The organism is Halalkalibaculum roseum, from assembly GCF_011059145.1.
Lineage (GTDB): Bacteria > Bacteroidota > Rhodothermia > Balneolales > Balneolaceae > Halalkalibaculum > Halalkalibaculum roseum.
The window spans coordinates 1-25,022 of the sequence record NZ_JAALLT010000002.1 but is presented as its reverse complement, the minus strand read 5'-3'; the positions used below and the strand labels follow the sequence as shown (position 1 = coordinate 25,022).

21 protein-coding genes are annotated in these 25,022 nt (G+C 46.3%); 14 read left to right on the top strand and 7 right to left on the bottom strand.

The features are described 5' to 3' along the window. The first annotated feature begins 109 nt into the window (after positions 1–109). The 12 genes from paaA to G3570_RS04220 all read left to right on the top strand — a co-directional run bounded on the left by paaA (position 110) and on the right by G3570_RS04220 (position 11,267). Positions 110–1,066 (top strand): 1,2-phenylacetyl-CoA epoxidase subunit PaaA, encoded by a 957-nt coding sequence (gene paaA, locus G3570_RS04275; protein WP_165139599.1) that lies wholly within the window; start codon positions 110–112, stop codon positions 1,064–1,066. An 82-nt stretch (positions 1,067–1,148) separates the two neighbouring features. Beyond that, positions 1,149–1,457 carry a 1,2-phenylacetyl-CoA epoxidase subunit PaaB gene (paaB, locus tag G3570_RS04270; RefSeq protein ID WP_165139597.1) on the top strand — a complete coding sequence of 103 codons (309 nt, stop codon included), beginning with the start codon at positions 1,149–1,151 and terminating at the stop codon, positions 1,455–1,457. Between the two features lie 143 nt (positions 1,458–1,600). Then, positions 1,601–2,422: a 1,2-phenylacetyl-CoA epoxidase subunit PaaC gene (gene paaC / locus G3570_RS04265; protein ID WP_165139595.1), complete on the top strand. Its 822-nt coding sequence runs from the start codon at positions 1,601–1,603 to the stop codon at positions 2,420–2,422. Between the two features lie 133 nt (positions 2,423–2,555). Next, positions 2,556–3,062, top strand: coding sequence for a 1,2-phenylacetyl-CoA epoxidase subunit PaaD (gene paaD, locus G3570_RS04260; protein WP_165139592.1), 507 nt, complete (start codon positions 2,556–2,558; stop codon positions 3,060–3,062). A 122-nt stretch (positions 3,063–3,184) separates the two neighbouring features. Continuing rightward, entirely contained in the window at positions 3,185–3,967 is a 783-nt protein-coding gene (locus tag G3570_RS04255) for an enoyl-CoA hydratase-related protein (protein ID WP_165139589.1), read from the top strand. Positions 3,968–4,132: 165 nt separating this feature from the next. Then, on the top strand, positions 4,133–5,299 hold the full coding sequence (locus G3570_RS04250) for a 3-hydroxyacyl-CoA dehydrogenase NAD-binding domain-containing protein (RefSeq protein ID WP_165139586.1): 1,167 nt from the start codon (positions 4,133–4,135) through the stop codon (positions 5,297–5,299). A gap of 83 nt (positions 5,300–5,382) precedes the next feature. Then, on the top strand, positions 5,383–5,802 hold the full coding sequence (gene paaI, locus G3570_RS04245; RefSeq protein ID WP_165139583.1) for a hydroxyphenylacetyl-CoA thioesterase PaaI: 420 nt from the start codon (positions 5,383–5,385) through the stop codon (positions 5,800–5,802). 97 nt (positions 5,803–5,899) lie between these two features. Then, positions 5,900–7,108, top strand: coding sequence for a 3-oxoadipyl-CoA thiolase (gene pcaF / locus G3570_RS04240; RefSeq protein WP_165139581.1), 1,209 nt, complete (start codon positions 5,900–5,902; stop codon positions 7,106–7,108). A gap of 84 nt (positions 7,109–7,192) precedes the next feature. Next, positions 7,193–7,816 carry an acyltransferase gene (locus G3570_RS04235; RefSeq protein ID WP_165139579.1) on the top strand — a complete coding sequence of 208 codons (624 nt, stop codon included), beginning with the start codon at positions 7,193–7,195 and terminating at the stop codon, positions 7,814–7,816. Positions 7,817–7,889: 73 nt separating this feature from the next. Further along, the gene (gene paaZ, locus G3570_RS04230; protein ID WP_165141223.1) at positions 7,890–9,944 is read left to right on the top strand and encodes a phenylacetic acid degradation bifunctional protein PaaZ; all 2,055 of its coding nucleotides are present in this window, start codon (positions 7,890–7,892) and stop codon (positions 9,942–9,944) included. A 105-nt stretch (positions 9,945–10,049) separates the two neighbouring features. Further along, positions 10,050–10,415 carry a four helix bundle protein gene (locus G3570_RS04225; RefSeq protein WP_165139577.1) on the top strand — a complete coding sequence of 122 codons (366 nt, stop codon included), beginning with the start codon at positions 10,050–10,052 and terminating at the stop codon, positions 10,413–10,415. Positions 10,416–10,505: 90 nt separating this feature from the next. Continuing rightward, positions 10,506–11,267 carry an enoyl-CoA hydratase/isomerase family protein gene (locus G3570_RS04220; RefSeq protein ID WP_165139575.1) on the top strand — a complete coding sequence of 254 codons (762 nt, stop codon included), beginning with the start codon at positions 10,506–10,508 and terminating at the stop codon, positions 11,265–11,267. A 42-nt stretch (positions 11,268–11,309) separates the two neighbouring features. Here G3570_RS04220 and G3570_RS04215 read toward each other — a convergent pair whose 3' ends face one another. The 4 genes from G3570_RS04215 to hisC all read right to left on the bottom strand — a co-directional run bounded on the left by G3570_RS04215 (position 11,310) and on the right by hisC (position 19,907). Next, positions 11,310–14,342: a ligand-binding sensor domain-containing protein gene (locus tag G3570_RS04215; protein ID WP_165139573.1), complete on the bottom strand. Its 3,033-nt coding sequence runs from the start codon at positions 14,340–14,342 to the stop codon at positions 11,310–11,312. Between the two features lie 170 nt (positions 14,343–14,512). Beyond that, the gene (locus tag G3570_RS04210) at positions 14,513–16,342 is read right to left on the bottom strand and encodes a histidine kinase dimerization/phosphoacceptor domain -containing protein (protein WP_165139571.1); all 1,830 of its coding nucleotides are present in this window, start codon (positions 16,340–16,342) and stop codon (positions 14,513–14,515) included. Between the two features lie 323 nt (positions 16,343–16,665). Beyond that, complete coding sequence (locus tag G3570_RS04205) at positions 16,666–18,768, bottom strand: alpha-ketoacid dehydrogenase subunit alpha/beta (RefSeq protein ID WP_165139568.1); 2,103 nt, start codon at positions 18,766–18,768, stop codon at positions 16,666–16,668. A 26-nt stretch (positions 18,769–18,794) separates the two neighbouring features. Beyond that, complete coding sequence (gene hisC, locus G3570_RS04200; RefSeq protein ID WP_165139566.1) at positions 18,795–19,907, bottom strand: histidinol-phosphate transaminase; 1,113 nt, start codon at positions 19,905–19,907, stop codon at positions 18,795–18,797. A gap of 197 nt (positions 19,908–20,104) precedes the next feature. Here hisC and G3570_RS04195 point away from each other — a divergent pair, with 197 nt between their 5' ends. Together G3570_RS04195 and G3570_RS04190 are read left to right on the top strand one after the other, a co-directional pair. Then, positions 20,105–20,800, top strand: a complete 696-nt coding sequence (locus G3570_RS04195; RefSeq protein WP_165139563.1) for an SDR family NAD(P)-dependent oxidoreductase — start codon at positions 20,105–20,107, stop codon at positions 20,798–20,800. 66 nt (positions 20,801–20,866) lie between these two features. Beyond that, the gene (locus G3570_RS04190) at positions 20,867–21,547 is read left to right on the top strand and encodes a hypothetical protein (RefSeq protein WP_249066698.1); all 681 of its coding nucleotides are present in this window, start codon (positions 20,867–20,869) and stop codon (positions 21,545–21,547) included. Here G3570_RS04190 and G3570_RS04185 read toward each other — a convergent pair. From G3570_RS04185 to G3570_RS04175, 3 genes are read right to left on the bottom strand one after another with little or no spacing between them, the layout of a single operon-like run. Next, positions 21,544–22,461: an SGNH/GDSL hydrolase family protein gene (locus tag G3570_RS04185; protein ID WP_165139561.1), complete on the bottom strand. Its 918-nt coding sequence runs from the start codon at positions 22,459–22,461 to the stop codon at positions 21,544–21,546. The genes G3570_RS04190 and G3570_RS04185 overlap by 4 nt on opposite strands. 38 nt (positions 22,462–22,499) lie before the next feature. Beyond that, entirely contained in the window at positions 22,500–23,198 is a 699-nt protein-coding gene (locus G3570_RS04180; RefSeq protein ID WP_165139559.1) for an SIR2 family NAD-dependent protein deacylase, read from the bottom strand. Positions 23,199–23,237: 39 nt separating this feature from the next. Beyond that, complete coding sequence (locus tag G3570_RS04175; RefSeq protein ID WP_165139557.1) at positions 23,238–24,737, bottom strand: acyl-CoA dehydrogenase family protein; 1,500 nt, start codon at positions 24,735–24,737, stop codon at positions 23,238–23,240. Between the last annotated feature and the right edge of the window lie 285 nt (positions 24,738–25,022).

The following is a 25,022-nucleotide window of genomic DNA, read 5'->3' as shown; positions in this document are numbered from 1 at the left end:
TGATTAATGCGATTTTGAAGGGCAGGCAGCCCAAACCCTGAATGCTGAAACAGCCCGGGGTGTTATGATAACAGCCTTGCAACAAACCTTTTAACAGACTTTACCTATTATGGCCGAGCAACAAGACGACCCCAAGAAACTGGAGGAATTTCAGGAGCGCATCGACAACGGCGAGACCATCGAGCCCAAAGACTGGATGCCCTCCCGCTACCGCAGCCAGCTGATCCGCATGATGAGCCAGCACGCCCACTCGGAGGTGGTCGGCATGCTGCCCGAAGGCAACTGGATCACCCGCGCCCCTTCCCTGCGCCGCAAATTGATCTTGCTGTCGAAGGTGCAGGACGAAGCCGGACACGGGCTCTACCTCTACAGTGCCACCGAAACCCTGGGCGCCAGCCGGGAGGAAGTGCTTCAGCAGCTGCTTGAGGGCAAGGCCAAGTATTCAAGTATTTTCAATTACCCTACCCTCTCCTGGGCCGACGTGATGGTGATCGGCTGGCTGGTCGACGGCGCCGCCATTATCAACCAGACCATGCTGGCGCGCAGCAGCTACGGTCCCTATTCACGTGCCATGGTGCGCATCTGCAAGGAAGAGAGTTTCCACAAGAAGCAGGGTTACGAAATGGTGGCAACCATGGCGCAGGGCACGCCCGAACAGCAGGAGATGGTGCAGGACGCCGTAAACCGCTGGTGGTGGCCTACAATGATGATGTTCGGTCCCCACGACGACGACTCTCCCAACAGCGCCGAGCTGATCAAATGGGGCGTGAAGTCGAAGACCAACGATGAGCTGCGGCAGAGCTTTGTAGACCGCCACGTGGAAGAGGCCAAAGCCGTGGGCATCGAAATTCCCGATCCCGAGCTGGAGTTCAACGAAGAGACCGGCCATTACGAGTTCGGAGAGATCGACTGGGACGAGTTCTGGAACGTGGTGAAAGGCAACGGACCGATGAACCGCGAGCGCATGAAAGCCAAGCAAGAAGCCCATGAGAATGGAAAGTGGGTCCGCGAAGCCGCCGAAGAGTATGCCCGGAAGAAAAGATTGCAAAAGGAAAAAGCATCATAATTAGTCGTGAGTAGTGAGTCTTGAGACGTGAGATAAATTCACTGCTCATGACTCATGACTCATGACTCAAGACTATAAACAAATGAGCAACAACGAAGACTCAAACGACACCCAATGGCCCCTGTGGGAGGTATTTACCCAGCCGCGGGACGGGAAGCCTCATGAGCATGCCGGCAGCCTGCACGCGCCGGACGCCGAGATGGCCCTCCAGAATGCACGGGACGTCTATGCGCGCCGCAATGAAGGGGTAAGCATCTGGGTAGTGCCCAGTAATCAAATCACCGCATCCACCCCGGAGGATATGGGTCCCTTTTTCGACCCGGCCAATGACAAGCCGTACCGGCACCCGAAATTTTACAGCGTACCCAGGGCGGTGAAGAAAAGATCTTAGGTATAGGTGATGAAGTGATTGGGTAATTAGGTGATTGGGTTAAATATGAACCCAAATTGAATCAACCATCACCTCATCACTTAATCACCTAATTACCTAATCACCCTTATTCTGATATTGACATTCAATTTGAAGCCAAAACCATGAGTCCCAAAAGCAAAACCGACATACCCGGCGCCGAACACAGTGCCACGCAGACCCTGACAGAGAAGGAGGCCTTTTTTGAATACCTGATTCGCCTCGCCGACGACCGGCTGATATTGGGACACCGCCTAAGTGAGTGGTGTGGACACGGGCCCATCCTCGAAGAAGACATTGCTCTGGCCAATGTGGCCCTTGATGATATCGGGCACTCCGCGGCCCTATATGAATATGCCGCCGAGGTGGAAGGCGAAGGGCGCCATCGCGACGACATTGTCTATTTTCGCGACGATGTGGACTACCGCAACGTGAAGATGGTGGAGCTGCCCAAAGGTGATTTCGGGTTTACTATTGCCCGGCAGCTGCTATTCAGTGCCTTCAGCTACTTTCTGTACGAGCGGCTGAAAGATGCCGAGGATGAGCAGTTTAGCGGGATGATCGACAAACACCTCAAAGAGATTAAGTACCACCTGCGCCACAGCCGCGAATGGACCCTGCGCCTTGGCGACGGCACCGAGGAGAGCCACGATCGCATTCAGGCTGCTTTTAACGAGCTATGGACCTACACTGATGCCCTGTTCTACATGGATGAAGTCGATGAACTACTCATAGAAAAAGGTATTGCCGTAGATTTAAATGATTTTAAAGATGAGTGGAAACAGCTGGTTACCGATGTGCTGGAAGAGGCTACTCTGGAGGTCCCCGACTTCGACCAGTTCATGCAGAGCGGGGGACGCAAAGGCCTGCATACCGAGCACCTGGGTCACCTGCTGGCCGAGATGCAGCACTTGCGAAGATCGTACCCGGACGCAACTTGGGAGTAGAAGGGATTGATTTACTGATTTATTGAGTTTTAGATTAAAGAGTAACGAGTGATGAGTGAGGAGTAATAGAATATGGGATTTACTCGTTACTCATTACTCTATACTCGTTGCTTGAAAACAGCGTGACAAAATATTGACTACAGCAACAACACATACCGAAGATGAAATCTGGTCCTGGCTGAAAGAAGTCACGGATCCGGAGATCCCTGTGCTCAACATCGTGGAGATGGGTATTGCGCGGAAGGTGGAGATCGATGGCGATAAGGTGCTGGTCAAGATTACCCCTACCTATTCCGGCTGTCCGGCGATGTCGGCCATTGAAAAGGAAGTGAAGCTTAAGCTGGCGGAGAAGGGAATCGAAAAATTTGAAGTGAAAAAAGACTTTTCCGAGACCTGGACTACCGACTGGATGACCGAGGATGCCAAGGCACGATTAAAAGACTACGGAATCGCCCCACCCGAAAAGACCACCGGCGACGATGATTTCCTAAAGAGCTTGAAAAGCACCAAGGTAGTCCCCTGCCCCTATTGCGACTCCTTGGATACCGAGCTACAAAGCGAGTTCGGCTCCACCGCCTGCAAGGCCCAATACTACTGCAAAGAGTGCGACGAGCCCTTCGAGCATTTTAAGTGTATATAGTTTGGGCCACGAATGTGCGCTGTTTTCTACTGTAATGTTTAGCCACAGGTCTCCACAGATTTTATATATTTATCCTCTCTTATAATTATATCCTTAACAGTGAAAATCAGTGGCTTTACAATATGGGATCTTTGATAACGAGCAAGCTGGAAGAGAACGTGCTAACCCTTACCCTCAACCGTCCTGAGAAGTACAACAGCTTTACCGAGCCGATGGCTGAAGAGCTGCAGGAGGCTTTGGATGATGCGGCCCAGAATGACAAGGTGCGCTGCGTAATGCTGACCGGAGAAGGCAAGGCTTTTTGCGCAGGACAGGATCTTCCCGAGGTTGTCGACAAGGGGGAGGATTATGAACTGGGCGTGACGGTCCGGGGAAGCTATAATCCTATCATCAAAGCCATCCGCAAACTTGAGAAACCGGTGGTATGTGCTGTCAACGGGACAGCCGCAGGCGCCGGAGCGAATATCGCTTTTGCCTGCGATATTGTATTGGCTTCTGTTCAGGCCGTATTTGTGCAGTCCTTCAGTAAAATTGGACTCATTCCGGACAGCGGCGGCACCTTTATGCTGCCTCGACTAGTGGGCCTTCAGCGAGCCAATATGATGTATATGCTGGACGAAAAAATCTCCCCGGAACAAGCGGTGGAAATGGGATTGATATATAAGGCTATTGAACACAATGATCTTATGAAAGAGGCCCGTGAAGTTTGCACTAAGCTCGCATCCATGCCCACCAAAGGTTTCGGACTCTACAAACGAGCCATCAACAAATCGCTCAACAACAGTTTGGATGAACAGCTTGAATTGGAAGCCGACCTGCAGACCGAGGCAGGTAATACCCACGATTATCATGAAGGTGTGCAATCATTCCTTGAAAAACGAAAACCCAACTTCAAAGGGAAATGATAGAACGCGGAATACACAGATACGGCGGGTTTACAAAAAATATTATTTATCTGTGCAAATCAGCTAAACCAGCGTCATCCGTGTTCCATGCCCGGTTGGTTTTGGCCTATTATTCATTATTTTCAGACACACGCTAAACGACAGAATATAAACAGTTTTTTGGTTATGGATCAGTCAGCCACGGTAGGAGTAATCGGAGCGGGAACCATGGGCACGGGCATTGCGCAGGTAGCCTCTACATACGGGCATGAAGTACTCGTCTATGATGCCTATGCCGAGCAGCTGGAATCTGCTGAAGAAGGATTGCGCAGCATCCTGCAGCGGCAGGTGGAGAAAGAGCGCATGACACAGGAGGAAGTGGACGGCATCCTCGATCGTATCTCTTTTGTGGAAGATATTACCGGCTTCGGGGAGTGCGGACTGGTCATTGAGGCCGTCGTGGAAGACCTGGAAATTAAGAAAGATGTCTTCCAGCGTCTTGAGGGGATCGTATCTAGAGACTGCATTATTGCCACCAACACCTCCTCCCTTTCTATTGCTTCCATATCATCAGCTTTCAAGCGACCAGGACGTTTCCTGGGCATCCACTTTTTCAATCCCGCGCCACTGATGCCATTGGTTGAAATTGTCCCCGGTATTCCAACCAAAGAGGATACGGTCAAAACAGCCCGAAAGCTTATTGATGACTGGGGAAAAACCACCGTATTGGCAAAAGACACCCCCGGCTTTATTGTAAACCGGGTAGCCCGCCCCTTTTACAGCGAAGCCATCCGTTTGTATGAAGAAGGTTATGCTGATGTACCGACCATTGACTGGGCGATGAAAGAGATCGGGGGATTCCGGATGGGTCCATTTGAGCTGATGGATTTTATCGGCCATGATGTCAACTATAAAGTGACGGAAACCGTTTTTGAGGAGTTTTTCTACGACCCGCGTTTCAAGCCCTCTTTCACCCAGAAACGAATGGTGGAAGCCGGTTACCTGGGAAAGAAATCAGGCAAAGGTTTTTATGAATACGGAGATCATGCCGATAACGCGGAACCGACTAAAGACGAGGAACTGGGCCAAAAGATTGTGAATCGTATTTTGACCATGCTTATCAACGAGGCCTGTGATGCCGTCTTTATGAATGTGGCAACGATTGAAGATGTAGACCTCGCCATGACCGAGGGGGTAAACTATCCCAAAGGTCTGCTAAAATGGGCAGACGAAATCGGCCTGCAGGAAGTGCTGGATCGAATCTCCAGGCTCCAGACGGAATACCGTGAGGATAGGTATCGGCCGAATCCTTTACTGAAAAAGATGGTTAGGGAGAATAAGACGTTTTATTAAAAGCAAGGAACTCAGAATTCAGGAGTCAGAATTCAGAATAAACCCTTCTGGCTTCTGAGTTCTGACTCCTGAATTCTCTAAAAATGGATAAACAAGAACTAGCTAAAAAAGTCGTCCAAAAAATGCTGGAGGAAGATGCCTTCAGCCGATGGCTGGGTATTGAAGTTCTGGAGGTGAAACCCGGCTTTGCAAAGATACAAATGACCGTACGACCCGAAATGAATAACGGTTTTAGCATCACTCATGGCGGGATCACCTACTCGCTGGCCGACAGCGCTTTTGCCTTTGCATCCAACAGTCACGGACGGGTTGCAGTGGCTATGGAAACGAATATATCATATTTGAAAAAAGTAACCACCGGCAATGTGCTCACAGCCACAGCTGAAGAGCTGAGCCTGGGCAATACCGTCGGCGTGTATAATGTTGATATATTGAACCAAAATGACGAAAAAGTGGCCCGGTTTAGAGGCACCGTTTTTCGTACTAAGGAATCACATTTTTAATTTAGTCATGAGTCTTGAGTTTTGAGTAGTGAGAGATTTAATTCATTCACTATGTACTAAACTCAAGACTCATGACTCAAAACTCAAGACTAAACACATGTCAGAAGCTTATATCATTGACGCCATTCGAACGCCCATCGGTAAGCTGCGGGGAGCACTCTCGCCAATTCGGGCCGATGACCTGGCAGCCCTACCTATTAAAGAGCTCTTAAAACGTAACGAACAGATAGATCCCGAACGCATTGAGGATGTCATCTTGGGCTGTGCCAACCAGGCCGGTGAGGACAACCGGAATGTGGCTCGCATGGCTTCTTTGCTGGCAGGTCTACCGATTTCGGTACCTGGCGAAACCATCAACCGCTTATGCGCATCAGGTATGAGTAGCGCTGTCAATGCCTACCGGGCTATTAAAGTGGGTGAAGGCGACTTATTTATTACCGGCGGTATCGAACACATGACCCGCGGACCCATGGTTCTTGGCAAAGGATCCCGACCCTATTCCGGAACCAACGAAATGTATGATACCACCTTCGGATGGCGGTTTGTAAATCCGAAAATGGACAAGCAGTTCGGATCAGAAGCTATGGGAGAAACGGCAGAGAATATTGTGGAACAGTATAAGGTAAGCCGAGAGGACCAGGATCGCTTCGCTGCACAATCCCAACAGAAGGCTGCCAAGGCAACCGAAAACGGACGTTTTGCAAAAGAGATCATGCCGGTGGAAATCCCGCAGCGAAAGAGTGATCCCATCATTTTTAAGAAGGATGAATTTATTCGTCCCGATACAACGGTAGAGGTTTTAAGCAAACTGCCGGCAGTATTCCGGGAAAACGGAACGGTTACCCCGGGTAACGCCAGCGGACTCAATGACGGGGCCGCGGCGATGCTCATTGCCGGCGACTCGGCTATTCAGGATTTTGACCTAAAGCCCAAGGCACGCATCGTTGCCTCCGCCGTGGTTGGTGTGGAACCGCGCATTATGGGGATGGGTCCGGTAGATGCTACAAAAAAAGTTTTCGAACGAACCCCGCTTTCCCTGGATGATATGGATATCATTGAACTGAACGAGGCCTTCGCTGCTCAAAGCCTCGCCGTTCTTCGCGAGTTAGGCATTGATGACGATGACGAGAGAGTCAATCCAAATGGTGGAGCCATTGCCCTCGGACACCCGCTGGGCATGACCGGTGCTCGTTTGCTGCAAACCGCTACCGTAGAACTGCATGAACGGGAAAACGCCAATTATGCCCTCTGTACCCTCTGCGTAGGTGTCGGGCAAGGCATGGCAGTAATTTTAGAAAAAATCTAATAGAACACGGATTACACAGATTGAACAAATAAATGTAATTTGTTCCGTGAAGATCTGTTTAAACCGTGTCATCAGCGTTCTATTATGGCAATTTACGAGTTTGACGGATACAAACCGGTAGTCGACGAAAGCGCCTATGTGCACCCGCAGGCAGCCGTGACCGGTAATGTCGTTATCGGCAAGGATGTGTACATCGCACCAGGCGCTGCCATCCGTGGAGACTGGGGCAAGATTGTCATCAAAGACGGTTGCAATGTGCAAGAGAACTGTACCATTCATATGTTCCCGGGTGTCACCGTAGTGCTCGAAGAGAGTGCACATATCGGTCACGGGGCCATCATTCACGGCGCCCACATAGGTAGGAATTGCCTGGTTGGGATGAATGCCGTTATCATGGACCGCGTAGAACTCGGAGAAGAGTGTATAGTTGGTGCCCTGGCTTTTGTGCCGGAAGGAATGGAAATTGGCCGAAGAAAGCTGGTAGTAGGTGACCCGGCTAAAATCGTTAAGGATGTCAGCGACGAAATGATTGATTGGAAGACCAAAGGTACCAAGCTTTATCAGCAGTTACCCGGTCAGCTGCACAACACCCTGAAAGAGTGTGAACCACTCAGAGAAGAACCGGAAGGAAGGCAGAGTCAGTCAATTAACTATGAAACTTGGGGTAAAACTAAGAATACAGAATCCAGAACTCAGGACTCAGAATGATTCTCTTCTTAATTTTGACTCCTGAGTTCTGAATTCCTCTCAAACCATGGCAAAACATTTTAATTCGAAAATCATGAAAGTACTCAGTTATACCGAAGGCCAATGGCATAAAGAAGGTAAAGAGACCGACCTCGTCAGCGCTGTGACCGGTGACCCGGTTGCTCAAATGGTGGAAGCCGATCTTGATTACAAAGCCGCTTGCGAATATGCCCGTCAGACTGGAGGCCCGGTTCTCCGTGAGATGTCCATCCACGAACGGGCTTTCAAGATCAAGTTTATGGGGCAGTACTTGATGGAGCGCAAAAAGAAATATTATGAGCTTTCCACCCACACCGGTGCCACCAAAAAGGATTCCTGGATTGATATTGACGGCGGTATCATTACCGCTTTTCTGATCTCCAGTAAATCCCGGAGAAACCTAACCGATCGCCCCTACCATGTAGAAGGAGATCACGAACGCATGTCACGTAAGGGTACTTTTGTAGGTCAGCATGTTTGTGTTCCGCGACATGGAGTAGCCGTACATATCAATGCTTTCAATTTCCCGGTCTGGGGTATGCTCGAGAAGATGGCCCCGGCAATCATCGCCGGAATGCCGGTCATCGTGAAGCCTTCGCCGACAGGATCTTTCCTGGCTTATGAGGTATTCAAAGATATTATAGAATCGGGTTTACTACCGGAAGGCTCCGTTCAATTTATTGCAGCCGATAAACCGGGAGACCTGCTCGATCACCTGATTAGCCAGGATGTGGTAGCCTTTACGGGTTCAGCAACTACCGGAAAAAAACTGAAAGCCCATCCCAATATCATTGCCAATAATGTTCGCTTCAACCTGGAAGCCGATTCTCTTAACGCCTCTATACTCGGATCTGATGTCACTCCCGTTATGCCCGAATTCGACCTGTTTATCGATGAAGTAGCCGAAGAAATGACGGTAAAAACAGGTCAGAAATGTACGGCTATCCGGCGAACCATCGTCCCTAAGGAACTCACGGAGGAAGTAATTGAAGCATTAAAACAAAGGCTGGAAAAGACTTCGGTAGGTGATCCTTCTAAGAAAGAGACTCAAATGGGTCCGCTGGCCAGCTCTCTTCAGGCTGAGCGCTTTAACGAACAGCTACAGCAGCTTACCGAAGTAACCGATACCGCCTATGCACCGACCAACGGACACGGCGATGCCTTTTCAGCACCTCGCCTCTTGGTCTGCCATAAACCGATGCAAGTAGATGAAGTTCATAAACTGGAAGCATTCGGACCCATGACCACGGTCATGCCTTATGAGTCAACGAAAGAGGCCATTGCACTGGCTAATAAGGCTGACGGTTCCCTTGTCGGATCCCTATTTACTGCCGACGATAGTCTGGCGAGAGAAATCACCATGGGATGCGCGCCCTATCACGGCCGCTTCATGGTGATCAATCGTAATAGTGCTGAAGAATCAACAGGCCACGGGTCTCCTATCGGCTCGCTGGTTCACGGCGGTCCGGGTCATGCAGGCGGAGGCGAAGAGCTGGGAGGTGCCCGGGCCGTGCTTCACAATATGCAACGTGTGGCACTACAAGGATCCCCTACCACCCTGACCAATATTACAAAACAGTATATTAAAGGAGCCGAAACCAGAGAATCGGAAAAACACCCCTTCCAAAAATATTTTGAAGACCTGGAACCGGGGGAATCGCTAACAACTGATAAGCGTACAGTTAACGAACAGGATATTGAAGACTTCGCAGAGCTGAGCGGTGACCATTTCTACGCCCATACCGATCCGAAAGCTGCGGCACGTTCGCTCTTCGGTAAGATAGTAGCACATGGTTATTTTGTGCTTTCGGCAACGGCCGGACTTTTTGTTCATCCGGATGAAGGACCGGTTATGCTAAATTACGGATTAGAGAATTTGCGTTTTCTTGCACCCGTAGCTCCCGGTGATACCATCCAGGCCAAGCTGATTGTGAAGAGGAAGAATGTCCGCCAGAAAAAGGCCGACGATAAGTTTCCTTTTGGAGTGGTTTACTGGGATGTAGAAGTCACTAATCAAAACGAAGAGATGGTAGCTGAGTATACCATTCTAACTCTGGTAAAAAGACGAAACAGACTCGATATCGATATATTTGAGGAGGAAGAGAACTAAGCTATAACAAGTTTGTAAGTTTTATGCTTTCTAGTGGTCTTACTGATAATGGGCTTTTGAATACAGAATTCAGGAGTCAGAATTCAGAATAAAACCACCAGGATAATGAGGAAACCGGCAACAACTTTTCAAGATCTTATAGTATGGCAAAGAGCACATGAATTTGTTCTTGATGTATATTTATTTACAAATTCTTTTCCAAAATCAGAATTATATGGATTGACCTCACAATTTAGAAGAGCAGCAATTTCAATTGCGGCAAATATTGCTGAAGGGTTTAAAAAAACAGGCAAGAAAGACAAAGTAAGATTTCTAAATATTTCACAAGGTTCATTAGAGGAATGCCGGTATTATATAATACTATCAAAGGATCTTAGCTACGGAGTAGAAAAAGAACTAGATAAAAAACTGCAGGAAGTCAGCAAGCTATTAGATGCTTATTCAAAGGCTATTCTGAGTTCTGAATTCTGACTCCTGAATTCTTAATTCCTATTTGTAAAAGCTGAGCACTAGAATTAATCAAAGATCATATAAAACTTAAATCACGGATACCAAATAACAATGTCAGAAAACGGAGCTATTACGGTTGAAATAAAGAACAACATCGGAACCATTGAATTTCATCATCCCAAAGGCAATTCGCTGCCGAGTGACCTGCTAAGAGAACTGGCGAATAAAATTACCGAGGTAGGAAACAATGCCAACGCTCATGTTATCGTATTGAGAAGCAAGGGCGACGGGGCTTTCTGCGGGGGGGCTTCCTTCGATGAGCTGGTGGCCATTGATAATGCCGATGAAGGAAAGCGATTCTTCATGGGCTTTGCCCTCGTCCTCAACGCCATGCGAAACTGCCCCAAGCTTATCATCGTACGAGTGCAAGGCAAAGCAGTTGGCGGCGCTGTTGGCGTAGCGGCTGCCGGGGATTATACCATTGCCCATGAGTCCTCTTCAGTAAAACTCAGCGAACTGGCACTGGGCATCGGTCCTTTTGTTGTAGGTCCTGCCGTACAGAGAAAAATCGGATCTTCAGCCTTCAGTACACTCTCCATAGATGCCAGCAACTGGTATAGTGCGGAGTGGGCACGTGAAAAAGGTCTCTATGCTAAAGTGTTGAATACGCAAGAAGAACTGGATCGTTCGGTAGATGAACTGGCCCATAATCTGGCCAACAGCAGTCCCACAGCCATGAAAGAGTTGAAAACTGTTTTATGGAAAAGCACCGACCACTGGGACTCACAGCTGGAACAGCGAGCTGAAATAAGCGGTAAGCTGGTACTATCCGATTACACCAAAAACTTTATAGCAGAGTTCAAAAACAAATAAATCTATACAGGTAGCCGATAACCGGTTTGGCAAAGTGTAGGATCAGACCGGTAATTTCTCATAGGGTTTCTCTTGCTCGAAGATGATGGTAAAAATTGTACCCTCTCCATTACTTTGAATGTCAAGATCTCCATGCAGCTGTAGAGTCAGTGTTTCCACAAGGGTGATTCCCAGTGAATCCTTTTTCTTTTCATCAATATCATCCGGTAAACCGCATCCATCATCAGCTACGCTGAAGAATATCTTTGGTCCCGCTTTCTTAAACTCTACAAGTATATCTCCCTCTTTGCGCCCGTTAAATGCGTGCTCAAAAGCATTGGATACCAGTTCATTAAGAATGAGTCCGCATGGAATAGATTGATCGATCGTCAGATTGATATCATCAATATTCTTGCTGATATCAATTTTTTTATTTTGGATGTTGAATGAGTAGCTCAGAATTTCCAGCAATTCTTCCACATATTTCCGGAAGTCAATTTCCGAAAGGCGATCGTTCTGATAGAGTTTTTCATGAATCATGGCGATCGACTGTACCCTTCGCTGACTCTCTTTCAAAGTACGCGTGGAATACTCATCCTCGCTGTACTCCATCTGCAATTCCAACAATCCGGTGATGACAGCCAGATTATTCTTTACACGATGGTGAATCTCAGAAAGCAATGTTTCTTTTTCCTTTAAAGCAATCTGCAAATCTTCCGTCTGTTCATCTACCAGCTGCTTTAGTTTGCTCTTTTCGAGAGACTGAAGTCGGAACCTGGTATAGAAGTATCCTGCTCCCAATACCGTCGCGGTCACCAGCAGGTAAAACCAGTAGCTTTGCCAATAGGGATAATCTATGGAAAAGCTATAACCGGCTTCACGAGTGCTCCACTGTCCGTTACCGGTCCCGGCTTCCACTTTGAATGTATAATCACCGGGTGGAATATTAGTGTAGGTAGCGGTTCGTGCTTCAGTAGCCGGCATCCACTCCTCTTCAAATCCTTCCAGTTTATAGCGATATTCCAAATCTTTGGTGTGTCCAAAACTGAGACCGCTATACGCGAAGGTAAGAGACTGATTGCTATAGGGAAAAGTAACTTTAGGAAATTTTGGCACTCCAAGTTCAAAGGATAAAGTGTCTGCGTGATCGCCCCAATCAACCAGTTTTGAGTTCTCCAAAATGTTAGTCAAGTATACATCAGGAGCTTTTTCATTTTTGACCAGTGCCCTTGGATCAAAATCAAGAAGCCCGTTCATAGTACCCATATACGCTTTTCCATCTTCACCGGGCAATATCGCCTTGTGGTTAGTCTCTACGCCAATTCCTTCATTGACCAAAGCATAATGTGTTATGGCCATTTCACCGCCTTGGAGGTAGGCTGACACATTAAGCAGCTGGAGACCTGCATTGGTACCCTGCCAGAGATCTCCGCTCTCATCAAACCAGAGAAATTGGGTATCAAACAGTTTCATACCATCCTCACGGCCGAAATTGACAATGTGTGCCTCCTCACCGATCTCTCCGTCCTGTAAGAGCGTTACACCTCCCCCCGTTCCCAGCCAGACGTTTCCTGCATTATCTTCCGTGATATAGTTAATTTCGCTATGAGATAGTCCGTCGCCAAGTCTTAAGTTCCGGAATTCATTCCCATCATAAACACTCAGGCCGTTATAGGTAGCTATCCAAAGATTACCGTCAGAACCCTTATGCATGCTTCGAATTACATTCGATACCAATCCATCTGCAGGTTTGTAATGCCTGTAACCGCTATCCAATACTTCAATAAGTCCCTCATCGGTACCGATCCACAAATGGTTATTATATACGAATAGATCAAAAGTGTACCACGTTTCAAGCCGCATTCTTTTTGTGTAGCTGCTGAAGGTGGTACCGTCAAATTCGTAAATGGCGTTATCGGGCATCAAAAAAAGCAGATGTCCATTAGGTAGCTCTGCAATATCCCAAATCTCTGGTGATTCACTATATTCATCAAATGACCCGTGCCTCCTGAATCTTTTCCCATCGTAGGAAAATATTCCCTCGTAGGTACCCAGCCAGAGTGTATTATCGGATGCCCTGTGCAAGCTTAACACCTCTTCTGATTCGAGCCCACTCTCTTTGCCATAAAACCGGTATGAGTCACCCTGAAATATATTCACCCCATTTTCGTCGGTTGCCACCCATATATTCCCATCCCTGTCTTCAAATATGGAATAAATGTGGTCGCTGCTCAGTCCGTATTGTTTGGTGATGTGCCGGTAATTCCCGTTATCGTGAATAAAGACCCCTTCATGCTCCGTGCCTATCCACATCCTACCGTCAGATGATTTTTTAATGTAGTATACAAAGTTCAGGTCCACATCCTGAATAGTATGTACGGTATCAAAAGAACTGCCATCCCAAATGGTTATACCGTCGCTGGTTGCCAGCCAGAACTTACCCTCATCATCCTCTTCAATTCTAAAAACTCTTTCACCGCTCAATCCATCAGATTGCCGGTAATTTGTAAACCGTTCACCGTCGTAAACTGATAGCCCATCGTGTGTGGCAATCAGAATAGTACCGTCTTCTCTTTCCCACATATCCCAAACGGTCTGATGAGGCAAGCCGTCATCGACACTAAGCCTTCGTAGCTTATCTCCATCGTAAATCCATATTCCCGATCGGTAGGTGGCAAACCATAGATCTCCATTCGACAATTCTTTGATATTCAGTACTACGGTATTTTGAAGGGAATCGCCCGGAAAGGCCTCCACAAAGCGGTTGCCTTCGAATCTGAACAGACCGCCCGCTTCGGTTGAAGCCCACAATCGCTGCCTTGAATCCTGGTGTACTACTTCAACTAGATCACTGTTGAGCCCGTCTTTAACGGAGTAGGTTACAAAATTGGTCCCGTCAAACCTGGATAAGCCGCCTCCCAGTGTAGCCAGCCATATAAAGCCGTCATGCGTCTGTTCGATATCATGAACCTGCCCGTGAGGAAGGCCGTTATTGACCGAATAGACCTTAAAGTTAAATTTTTGTGCTATGATTGTGCCTGCAAAACAGGGTGCCAGGCTAAGCAATACAATAGCGAAAGCCGTTTTTAATCTCATATGGATAGATGATACCTGTTCATCTTACATCATAGATACTTAGTATCTTATGCCTGGAAAATTAATCCCTAAATAACCACTGTTATTTATTGAATTCAATTAGAATTTAGAAACCCGACAACCAATTTTTATGTAGCAGTAGATTACTTCATTACCCACTTCAAACGGGGTTACACCACTTCCTCGACTTCAAAATTGACCTCAAAAATTGCCCCATTCTCATTCTTCATATTTATCTCACCGTTTAGCTGCTGGGTCAATGTATTGATCAGAGTCATACCGAGGGAATTAGCCTCCTCCAGATCAAAATCCTCAGGCAACCCAATACCGTTATCTTTAACATAGAGATGAATGGTATCATCGTTTTTGCGTGTCTTCACATAAATATTCCCGCCGACTCCTGTATCAAAAGCGTGTTTATAGGCGTTGACAATAAGTTCATTCAAGAGCAGGGAGCAGGGTATCGCCTGGTTGATATTCAGTATAATATCTTCCAGTTCTGTTTCAATATTAACTGATAAGTGGGTATCCACGTAGGTACTGCTGATGGCCTGAAGCAGGTCTCTTATGTAGTAATCAAACTGAATGTAGGACAGGTTTTCAGATTGATATAGTTTTTCATGCACCAGGGCGATGGACTGTACCCGCAGCTGACTGTCTTTTAGAGCGGTTTCTGCTGCATGGTCATCTGTTTCCCAGATCTGCATCTGTAAAAGTCCCGAGATAACGGCCAGGTTATTCTTTACCCTGTGATGAATCTCTGAAAGCAGTATCTCTTTCTCTTTCAGTGATTTTGTGATCTGCTCTTCTGCCTCTTTTCGCTTTGTAATATCACTGGCCACACTTACAATGCCCTGTTTATTCCCTTCAGCATCGTGAATAGTACCCAGTGAGAGGCTGATAGGAATTATGCCCCCATCCTTTTTAATATATTTCGTCTCGCTATTTTCAACCTGGTTAGAAGAATCCAAATAACGAGATATCAGGTTGTTATCTGAAAACAGATTGGAAAGCGGCTGACCTTTCAGTTCTTCTTCCTCATAGCCCAGCATCTCAAGTGTTGACGAGTTGACCCGCTGAATGGTACCTGATTCATTGGTCACGACCAGTGAATCAGCCATGGATTCAATAATATCATCCATGAAGTTGCGTGATACCGTAGTTTTACTCAGATTTTCAGCCATTCGGTTAAACTCTTCGGCAAGTTTTCCGAGCTCATCTCTGCTTTTTACTTCGATGCGTTCATCCAGGTTACCGGAGCCGATATTTTTAGCAGCCAATGCTAAGTCCTTAAGAGGATAGGCAACGGAAGAGTATAGAAAGTATGCCAAAAAGATAGATCCCAGAAAGGCAACTGCGGTGGCCAAAAATAGAAAGGTACTGGAATTGCTAAGTTGAGCATTCAGCTTGTCGATCTCCTGATCGAGGTTGTTCTGGGTCTGAACCCTCAAATTATCGACAAGCGGTAACAAAGTGCCTCTGAAATAGGGCTCGATAGTTACGGTGAAGAATTCCTTGCCGTCATCATAGTCCTTTCTAGTTAGCACCAGCAATTCCTTGACAAGGGAGCTATAGATCGAAAATTTCTGCTTCAAATTGTTAACAGCATCAACAGTAGCCTGCCTGGTCTTCGCATCACCTTGCGAGGGCTTATCATTAGAATGCAGAACCTGCTCAAATCGATCTATATCATCCTGAAAATTTCCAAGAGCACCTTCCACCCTCTTCTGCGCTCTCTGGGTATTCAGATCGACTTCTTCCGTATTTTCGTTAATGCTTTTTCTATATCGATCTTCGAGGAAATATTGGGTATTGATAAGGCTCTTATACAAGTCGAAGCCCATGTTTCCGGATAGCTGCAGCTCTTGAATGGCTTCCTGACTCTCCTGTACAACCTGATTGCGAACCTGGTTATTCAGGTATTGCGACGTAAAACCAATGGCCAGCAGCAAAAGGGTAGCCCCAGTGAAACTTACTATTATTTTAGTGCTAAATTTCATTTAGGTCTTCGGTAAAGCCGGTGATGTCTGTAGATGTCTCTTAAAATACTACTTAATAGTATGTTATGTCGAAGCTTAGGGAAAATCTAAAATTCATTACCAAAAATTAATATTGTACCCGAATATTAAAATGTGGACATCCCTAAACCCTAAAAAAATCTGTAGATGTATTTCTGATAAAGGCTTGATCAAATATCGAAAAGTACCTTTAAAGCCTCTTAGACTAATTATCTTACATTAGGCTATACGCTATTATACAAGCTATCCTGCATATTACAAATAAATTGTGGCTCTAACCTATAATATTTGAATTAATTCGAAATTTAGAATCTAACCAGCTTTTGCATCGCATCTGCAATATCATCTGTGCCCGGTAGGACGGAATTCATCAATCCTACATTATATGGGACAGGTATATCCGGCATGGTAAGTCTCTCAATGGGAGCGTCTAGATATCGAAAGGCTTCTTCGGAAAGTACGGCACTAATTTCAGCGCCGAAACCGGCAGTCCGTGAATCTTCATGAACAATCAGGCAACGGTTGGTTTTCTTGATAGATTCCAAAACAGCACCTTTGTCCCAGGGCATCAGTGTTCGAAGATCAATGATATCTGCAGAGATACCTGTTTGCTCTGCTGCTTCTTCGGATCGTTCACACATGGCACCCCAGGTGACAAGGGATATCTGATCTCCTTCCTGCAATTTCTTTGCTTTTCCAAAGGGTACCACAAACTCATCTCCCGGGTAAGGCTTCCTGGCATATTTGGCATCAAGCAGGTTGCGATGCTCAAAGAAAATGGTGGGATTGTTGCTTCGCATGGCAGATCTTAGGAGACCGACCGCGTCCTCAGCATTGCTGGGAAATGCCAGCTGCCAGCCAATGGCATGGGTGAAGAACACTTCATTGCACATGCTGTGCCATGGATCACCGCATTTCGCAAACCCGCCCGGCATGCGAACTACTATAGGCGCTGCAAACTTGTTGGCGGTTCGCCAGCGTATGGTACCGCAATTATTTAGCTGTTCAGTCGCCGGATCGGCATATTTTCTGAATTGTATTTCGGCTACAGGTACCAGGCCGGTGTAGGCCAGGCCTACAGATCTTCCGATGATGCCTTCTTCCGAAAGGCTCGTATCAAAAACCCGTTGATCTCCGAATGAGGTCTGAAGCCCCATGGTGGCAGCATGAACCCCACCCTTGGCACCTACATCTTCGCCGAAGACCATCAATTTTTTATTTGTCTCCAGCTCATATTCCAGTGTTCTTCTCACCGCTTCTACAATATTGATGCGGTGCTTTTCAGGCTTGGGATCCATAGAAGATTCAGGAAATTCATGACCTTCAGGTGCAACACCACCAATCATCTGGAGATCGGGCGATCCATCTTCCTTCATCTCTTCGAAGGCATATCGTTCTGTTTTTGAGACATCAGGCTCAGGTCGGTCTAAGGCGGCCTGTGCAACTTCTTCAATCTCTTCCCGGGCATCCTTTTCCATATCATCCCAGGATGCATCGTCCATGTAATCCGGAACCAGAAATGATTTGAGATGCTTTAAGGGATCTTTCTTCTTCTCTTTTTCAAGCAGCTCCTGTTCTTTATACGACTGATTGTCCTGGTATGAGTGCCCGTTAAGACGCGGCACTGTTAAATGAATCAGCGCTGGCCCTTTTCTATCTCTCACATAATTAACTGAATCATGCAGAAGTTCAGCGGCTTCCAGCGGTTGGGTACCGTCACCGTCAAATATGCGGAGATTCTTAAATGAGTAAAGATTCTTGGCGATATTTCCGCCGGGCGTCTGGAATTCGGACGGGACCGATATTCCGTATTCGTTATCCTCGATATAGAACAACACGGGCAGGTTTTGAGTGGTGGCTATGGTCAATGCCGACCAGAAGCCGTTGGTGGCAACTGAGCCGTCTCCTCCCAGTATGACTGAAATAGCCTTTTCATATTCTTCTTCACCGAGCACATTTTTCCGATACTCAATCCCCTGCGCCCATCCTATGGCAGGTGTATACTGAGAACCGACATCTCCTGCCATGGGTAACACGGTTGGTCCGTCCACTCCGGGACGGTTGCAAACTACCCCGATGTCTCGACCGTCACTGTATCCACCCGACTTGCCCATCGGTCCGGCCATAGCATCCTCAAGACTCAAGCCCAGTGATAGCAACAGCGGTCTGGATCGGTAATAGGCACTGGCGGCATCATGCTTGTGGTTAAGCAGTGATCCAAGAATAACCTGTCCCAATTCATGACCTCTTGCTGAAAACTGGTAAAGCACCTCTTTAGCGGGAACAAGATCATTCTCTTCCTTATCATCCATTGCCCGCGATTGCAGTATGATACTTGCCAGTTTTTTCCAGTCAAAGAGTTCTGCTACGGTATCTGCTTCTTGTTCCTTCTGTTTCGTGGATGGCATATCTGATTGAATGACTTTAACTACGTTTAAAGGTTTAAAACTTCCCCGGCGCTGGTTGTGAAATGATCCATTTCCTGTTCAGTACCTATGGTAATGCGAATACAGTGAGGCAATCCAAATGCATGGATCCGTCGCAAGATAACCCCACGCTCCAGCATGGATTGGGTGAAATCAATGGCCTCATCTTCGGTATCCATAATCATCATGACTGAGTTAGAAATGGATGGCGCATACCGGATATCATGATCTTCAAAAAATTCATACAGCCGCTCTTTCTGCTTGTTTACCATAGTAACACTGCGTTTGAGAAAATCCTCATCCTGAAGAGCTGTTTCTGCTGCAACCTGGGCCAGTGTGGTAGGCTCGAAAGTAAGCTTAGTCTTCATCATGTTGCTGATCAGGTCTTTGTGGGCTATACCATATCCTATACGGAATCCCGCCAATCCATATGCTTTTGAAAAGGTCCTTAGGGTGATGACGTTGTCAAACTTATAGTCCAGCGAATCCGGATAGTCATCAACTTCACTGGCATATTCATAATAGGCTTCATCCATAATTACCAGCACATCATCCGGTACCCTGCTCATGAACTCTTCGAATTCCGTCTTAGTGATATAGGTACCGGTAGGATTATTCGGATTGGCGATGTAGATCATCTTGGTGTTCTCATCAATAACATCAGCCATAGCATCCAGGTCAAAACGGTATGCTTCAGACGGATCTATTTTCTTAAGAGAAATTCCCCGCACGTTGGCCTGAACAAAAAATCCCACAAATGTTGCCGAACAAGTGATAGCTTCTTCGTGATCCAGAAAAAAGGTTCTGCAAAGGTTTGCAATGACGCTTTCAGAGCCGGCGGCAACTATGATATTCTCTGTGGATACCCCATACTTATCCGCCAGCATAGTTCTGAGCTTTAGGGAGGCAGGATCAGGATAATCCTGAATTTCGTCCATAGCCTCTTTAACAGCATTCAATACATGAGGGCTGCAACCCAACCTGTTTTCATTGGAAGCTAATTTTGAAATTCGGTCGGGATGATAGGCTTCCTCAACTTCAGCGATTGTTTTGCCCGCAACATAGGGACTCATTTCTCTGATATTTTCGGGAACGAGTATCCGTTCTGAACGTTTAAACATAGCGCAGCACGTATTTAGAAAATGATGATTTCACAAAAAATAAACCGTGAATTTGAATACCGATATGTGATCCGATTAGCGGTTTAATATGGGTAAATTAAGACTTTTAAACAAAGCAAAGACCGTAAAACTTTAAGCCTCAAGTACCTGTTGGGAAAGGGCAATCATGTTGTTACCTTCAATCAAAAATCAGTTATATGAACAAAACGGCAATAGTAACAGGTGCAAGTCGAGGGATAGGCTACCAAACTTCTTTGGCACTTGCTGAAAAGGGTCATAATGTAATCGCCTCAGCAAGATCCAAAGAAGACCTGGTGCAACTTGCGGAACATTACCCTGACCTTATCAGGGCTTTTCCTGCCGACCTCACTTCAGAAGAGGATATTGAGCAGCTTACCGAAGCGGTTACCAACACTTATGGTAGTGTTGACATCCTTGTTAATAACGCCGGTGCCCTCATTAATAAATCCTTTGAAAAACTCACGAAGGATGATTGGTTGAAAATGATCAATGTAAATCTTCTTACGGCGGTAGATCTTACCCGTAGCTTGCTCTCCTGTTTCAATGAACATGCCCATATCGTAAATATTAGCAGTATGGGCGGCTATCAAGGAAGTGACAAGTTTCCCGGTCTTTCTGCTTATAGTGCTGCCAAGGGTGCCTTAAGTATTTTAAGTGAATGCCTGAGTGTTGAGTTAAATGATAGGAATATCAGATCTAACACCTTGTGCCTTGGAGCAGTACAAACAGAAATGCTGGAAGACGCTTTTCCCGGTTTTAATGCCCCTGTGTCTGCAGAAGAGATGGGGACCTATATTGCCGATTTCGCTCTTGCCGGTTCCAAATTTTATAATGGACAAGTACTGCCTGTAACACTTGGCAACCCTGAGTGAAACAATGGAAATCCATATAGCTATTCCCTACATTATCATCGAATTCAGAACAAAATATTCAGTGTCTTGACAAAATTATTGAAGGCATCTGCCATTATCTGCTGCCTGTTATTTTTAACCATCCCGCAAGAAGCTTCATCACAAACCATCAAATTGCTTGCCGGCAATACGTTGAATGGAGCCGTCACAGGCGTCAGCTTAGGTGGGGCGGTTATGGGTTTACAGAACTCCGATGATTTTGCTCCGGCAAGGGTCGGTGTCGGTGCAGGAACGCTATTCGGAATAGGGGTCGGTTTCTATGATGTATCGCAAGTGGCTAAAGGAGAGCAGTTTTATATTAGCGGAACCTTCAATGATGGAACAAACACCTCCATCATTGTACTACTGGATACGTTTTACGGAGCTGCAGCAGGAGCAATTGTTGCCAGTTCTATCACCCTGATAGCTAATAAGCCTATTGTCGATGCCTTACAGTACGGTTCCTCTGCAGGAGCGTGGGTAGGATTTGGATTCGGCCTGGTTGATGCTTTTGCCTTGTCAAAAGGACCAGGCGATTACACGGTCTCCGCTACAGGTAATTCCGGCAATCAAGCCGATGGTTTACTCAGCTACTCGAATAAGAGTAACAACCTTGGGATAGGCCTGGTCAATCCATCGCTGACTTCGGTTACAAATCTGAATCAAACAGACTTTTCCAAGAGAACCGCATTCAACCTGGAGCTGGTAAATCTTAGCCTGAATTTTTAATCCAGTTCCGCTTCCTCGTCAAAATCTTCCGGCTTTTCCAGGCTTGATCCCTCAACCTCCTTGGTTTGGGTCAGGTGCCTGATGAGTTCTCTAACCGTATTTACATGACCGGATAATGAGGGATGCAATCCGTCGCTCAGGTAATTCCAGGCTTCCACATCATCATCTTCACTCATCCGCGTACCCATCGGATCAACGATATACCCCTGCTTTCCTGTTAGGATCTCACGGATATTCTGCAGGTCTTCCTCAAAAATATCGAAATCAAAGAGGCGTATTTTCTGCAGCATTTCTGTGATAACCGGAGGAGGCGTAATCCAAACTATCGGGTTATCCGTTTCCTGCTTGACCACTTCTTCAATGGTCTTCGTATTCTCCCAGTAATCCGCAAGAGATACCAGCGGACGGTTGGGTTCGACGTGCAGTTTCTGGGCATCAAATGTACCGAGAGCTACGATCACCCAATCAGGCTCATGCGCCACCAGATCACGATTCAGTCTCTTCAAGGCATCTGTTGAGGTGTCATAGGAGACCCCGGAATTGACAAAGGTAAAATCGGCTTCCGGCACCGTAATATTGAGTAGATGCTCAAATATGCTGAACCATCCCTGAAGGTCATCGGTGATAGAGTCACCCAGAGCTACAATGGTGTCATCATTTTCAAAGGGGAGATCATCCAGCCAATCGCTCACTTCGTCTTCTTTGAGCAGCTCTAGGGCAGCTTCTTTGGCATTCGTTTTGAAACGATCACGCAATTTCAGAAACTCATCTTTCTCCAGACCCATCAGATGAGCCATAGCTTCCTTGTTTTCAATACCGGGAAGCAGAGGAAAACGCTTTTCAAGATTCAGGAATTGCAATAAATACTTTTCGAGAACTTCTTTTTCGTCTTTGCTAGCTTTGTAATCTGTCATAAATATTGTCTGTCTGCTCGCTTATACTGTAACTAAAATTAACTATTAGCGTGATTCTGTATCAATTGATCTACAAGTTTCGGAGTGCCTACAGCAGCCCGCTCTTCGAAATGTTCCCAGTCCGAATCATCATACAGCTCCGGTTTATTAGGATCTATAATAAATTTGGGAATTGAGGATCGTGCATAATCTGTGAGACTTGCGGCGGGATATACCACCAAAGAGGTTCCGATTACTATAAGTATTTCTGCCAGAGGAACTATCTGTACCGCCTTCTCCATATTGGGCACACCCTCGCCAAACCAAACTACATGTGGCCGAAGTTGAGCTCCGTCATCTGCTGTGTCTCCCAGTTCAATCGGGTCACCGCCAATATCGTAAATTAGTGATGCATCCTCGCTGCTTCTAGCTTTCGATAATTGACCATGCAGGTGTAATACATCAGAGGAACCTGCGCGTTCGTGCAGGCTGTCTACATTTTGTGTAATAATGGTCACATCGAATTTTTCTTCCAACCGGGCAAGCGCCTTATGACCTTCGTTGGGCTCGGCTTTATGAGCTTGTTGTCTCCTTGCATTATAGAATTTGAGAACCTTCTCAGGATCCTTCCGCCATGCTTGAGGAGTAGCTACCTTGCCGACATCATGTCCTTCCCATAATCCGCCGGATTCACGAAATGTTTTCAGCCCACTGTCGGCACTCATCCCGGCACCTGTAAGGACCACAACTTTTTTCATATTTAAGAAGGAATTAAAAAATTCCGCAGGAAATTGGATTTAAGCCTTAACGTAAGAGGGACTGAAGGCCTGATGCCAATCACTGCTCTCCTCATAGTTCTCAACAACGACAGCGTCATTGGCATAACTGAAGGAAGACATCATCCTTTGAACATCCCCTTTAAGCGTTTCAATGGTATTGGCAACCAGTTCCCGGTTGAATCCTTTTTCCCCGAGACGAATGGTAAATTCAAGAGAAATGAGCCTACTTAATACACGTCCAAGCTCAACCAGCTTATCCTGGGTCATCTTTAAATCAATCTCCATATTAAGTGTCTCTTTCAAATGATCGGAAGCATGCTTCGTGTATTTGTAGTCACTTAGAAAATCATACAGGTTATTGAGCTTCAGCTTCTTCATCAGCTTAATTACAGATTCGGAAATCTGCTGATATAGTATATCGTTAGATCCCTCAAAAATCTGAAACGGTCGGCTGTCGATAATAGATCTACCGGCGATATGATCAAGTCGATAACCTTTGGCCCCAGTCAGCTGCAACAACGATTGTGAGGCATTCTGCATCAAGTCGGTAGTCATCGTCTTGATAGTATTCGCTGCTACATCAAAAGAAGACGTATCCTTACTGAGCGGTACGTTCTCGCTGGTAAAACTGCACATTGCCGAACAGATAGTAAACGAAGACTGCAGGCGTCCGATTCGCTTTTTCACCTGGTCATAGTTAAAGAGGCTTTGTCCGCCAACAAAACGTTCCTTGCAGTGCTTGTGTGCTTCATCCAGCATTCGTTTCAGGAAGCCCATGCCCATACCCGGGAATTGAAGTCGGCTTCTGTGAAGGATATCAAGCATCATCTTGATTCCTATGGACTTCGGCTTCAATTTGTAGTCTTCAGGAATGGTAATATCTATTTTATTACGACCGTAGGGAAGCATGTAGAGTCCCAAGTTTTTGAAAAACTCTTCGACCTCTATACCGCCATTCCGACTATCATGAACAAAGAAGGCAATGTCGCGGCTCAGGGATCCATCCTTATTCTCTTTTCGTGCCGTTATGAGCCAGTAGTCAGCCATACCGGTAAGCCCGGCCCAGTGCTTGGTACCCTGAACGTGGTATTCACCGTCAGTTTTAGTAAAGGATGTCTCCATACGCAATGCATCCGAGCCAAAATCGGGTTCGGTTATCATGAGTCCGCCCATGGCATTATCATTAAGAAATCGTTTAAAAATGTCTTTTTTGATCTGATCTTCACCATAGTTGGCAACCGGCTGCAAGAATAATGCACCGTTGATGCCCATCATTAACGAAAGCGGCAGTGACTCATAGGATGAAGCTTCAAGCATAGCCAGCGCTTCGTGGGTTTTCGCTCCTCTTCCCCCATATTCTTCCGGGATGAATACAGAGAGCGGCTTGCAACTCATAATCTCATCAAAAAGATGTCCGGATATACCTCTATCCAGGCTCAGTTCATCAATATCCTCTTCAATGTTGAAGAGACTATTGAGTTTTTTCTTGTACTGATCAATAAATTGATTGAATTCCATAGTCCGTGCTAGTTTACTTTTAAGAACCATCCTCAGATGGATGTGCCGCTCAGATGACTGTATTGTGCTTTTAGGGCACTTTTTAATGTTCGCTTCAATTACTAAATATAAGGAAATATAGTTCCAGCAGAAAGGAGCTTATTAATATTTAACGCTGATTCTCTGGCTTTTCAGTCATTTGGTTGATGGTTTAATAGACTAAAATTCCTCTATAAACAACAGAGCCTGTACGGTAATCACCGTACAGGCTCTGTTAATAACTTTCAATAAAAAAAGTGAGGAAGC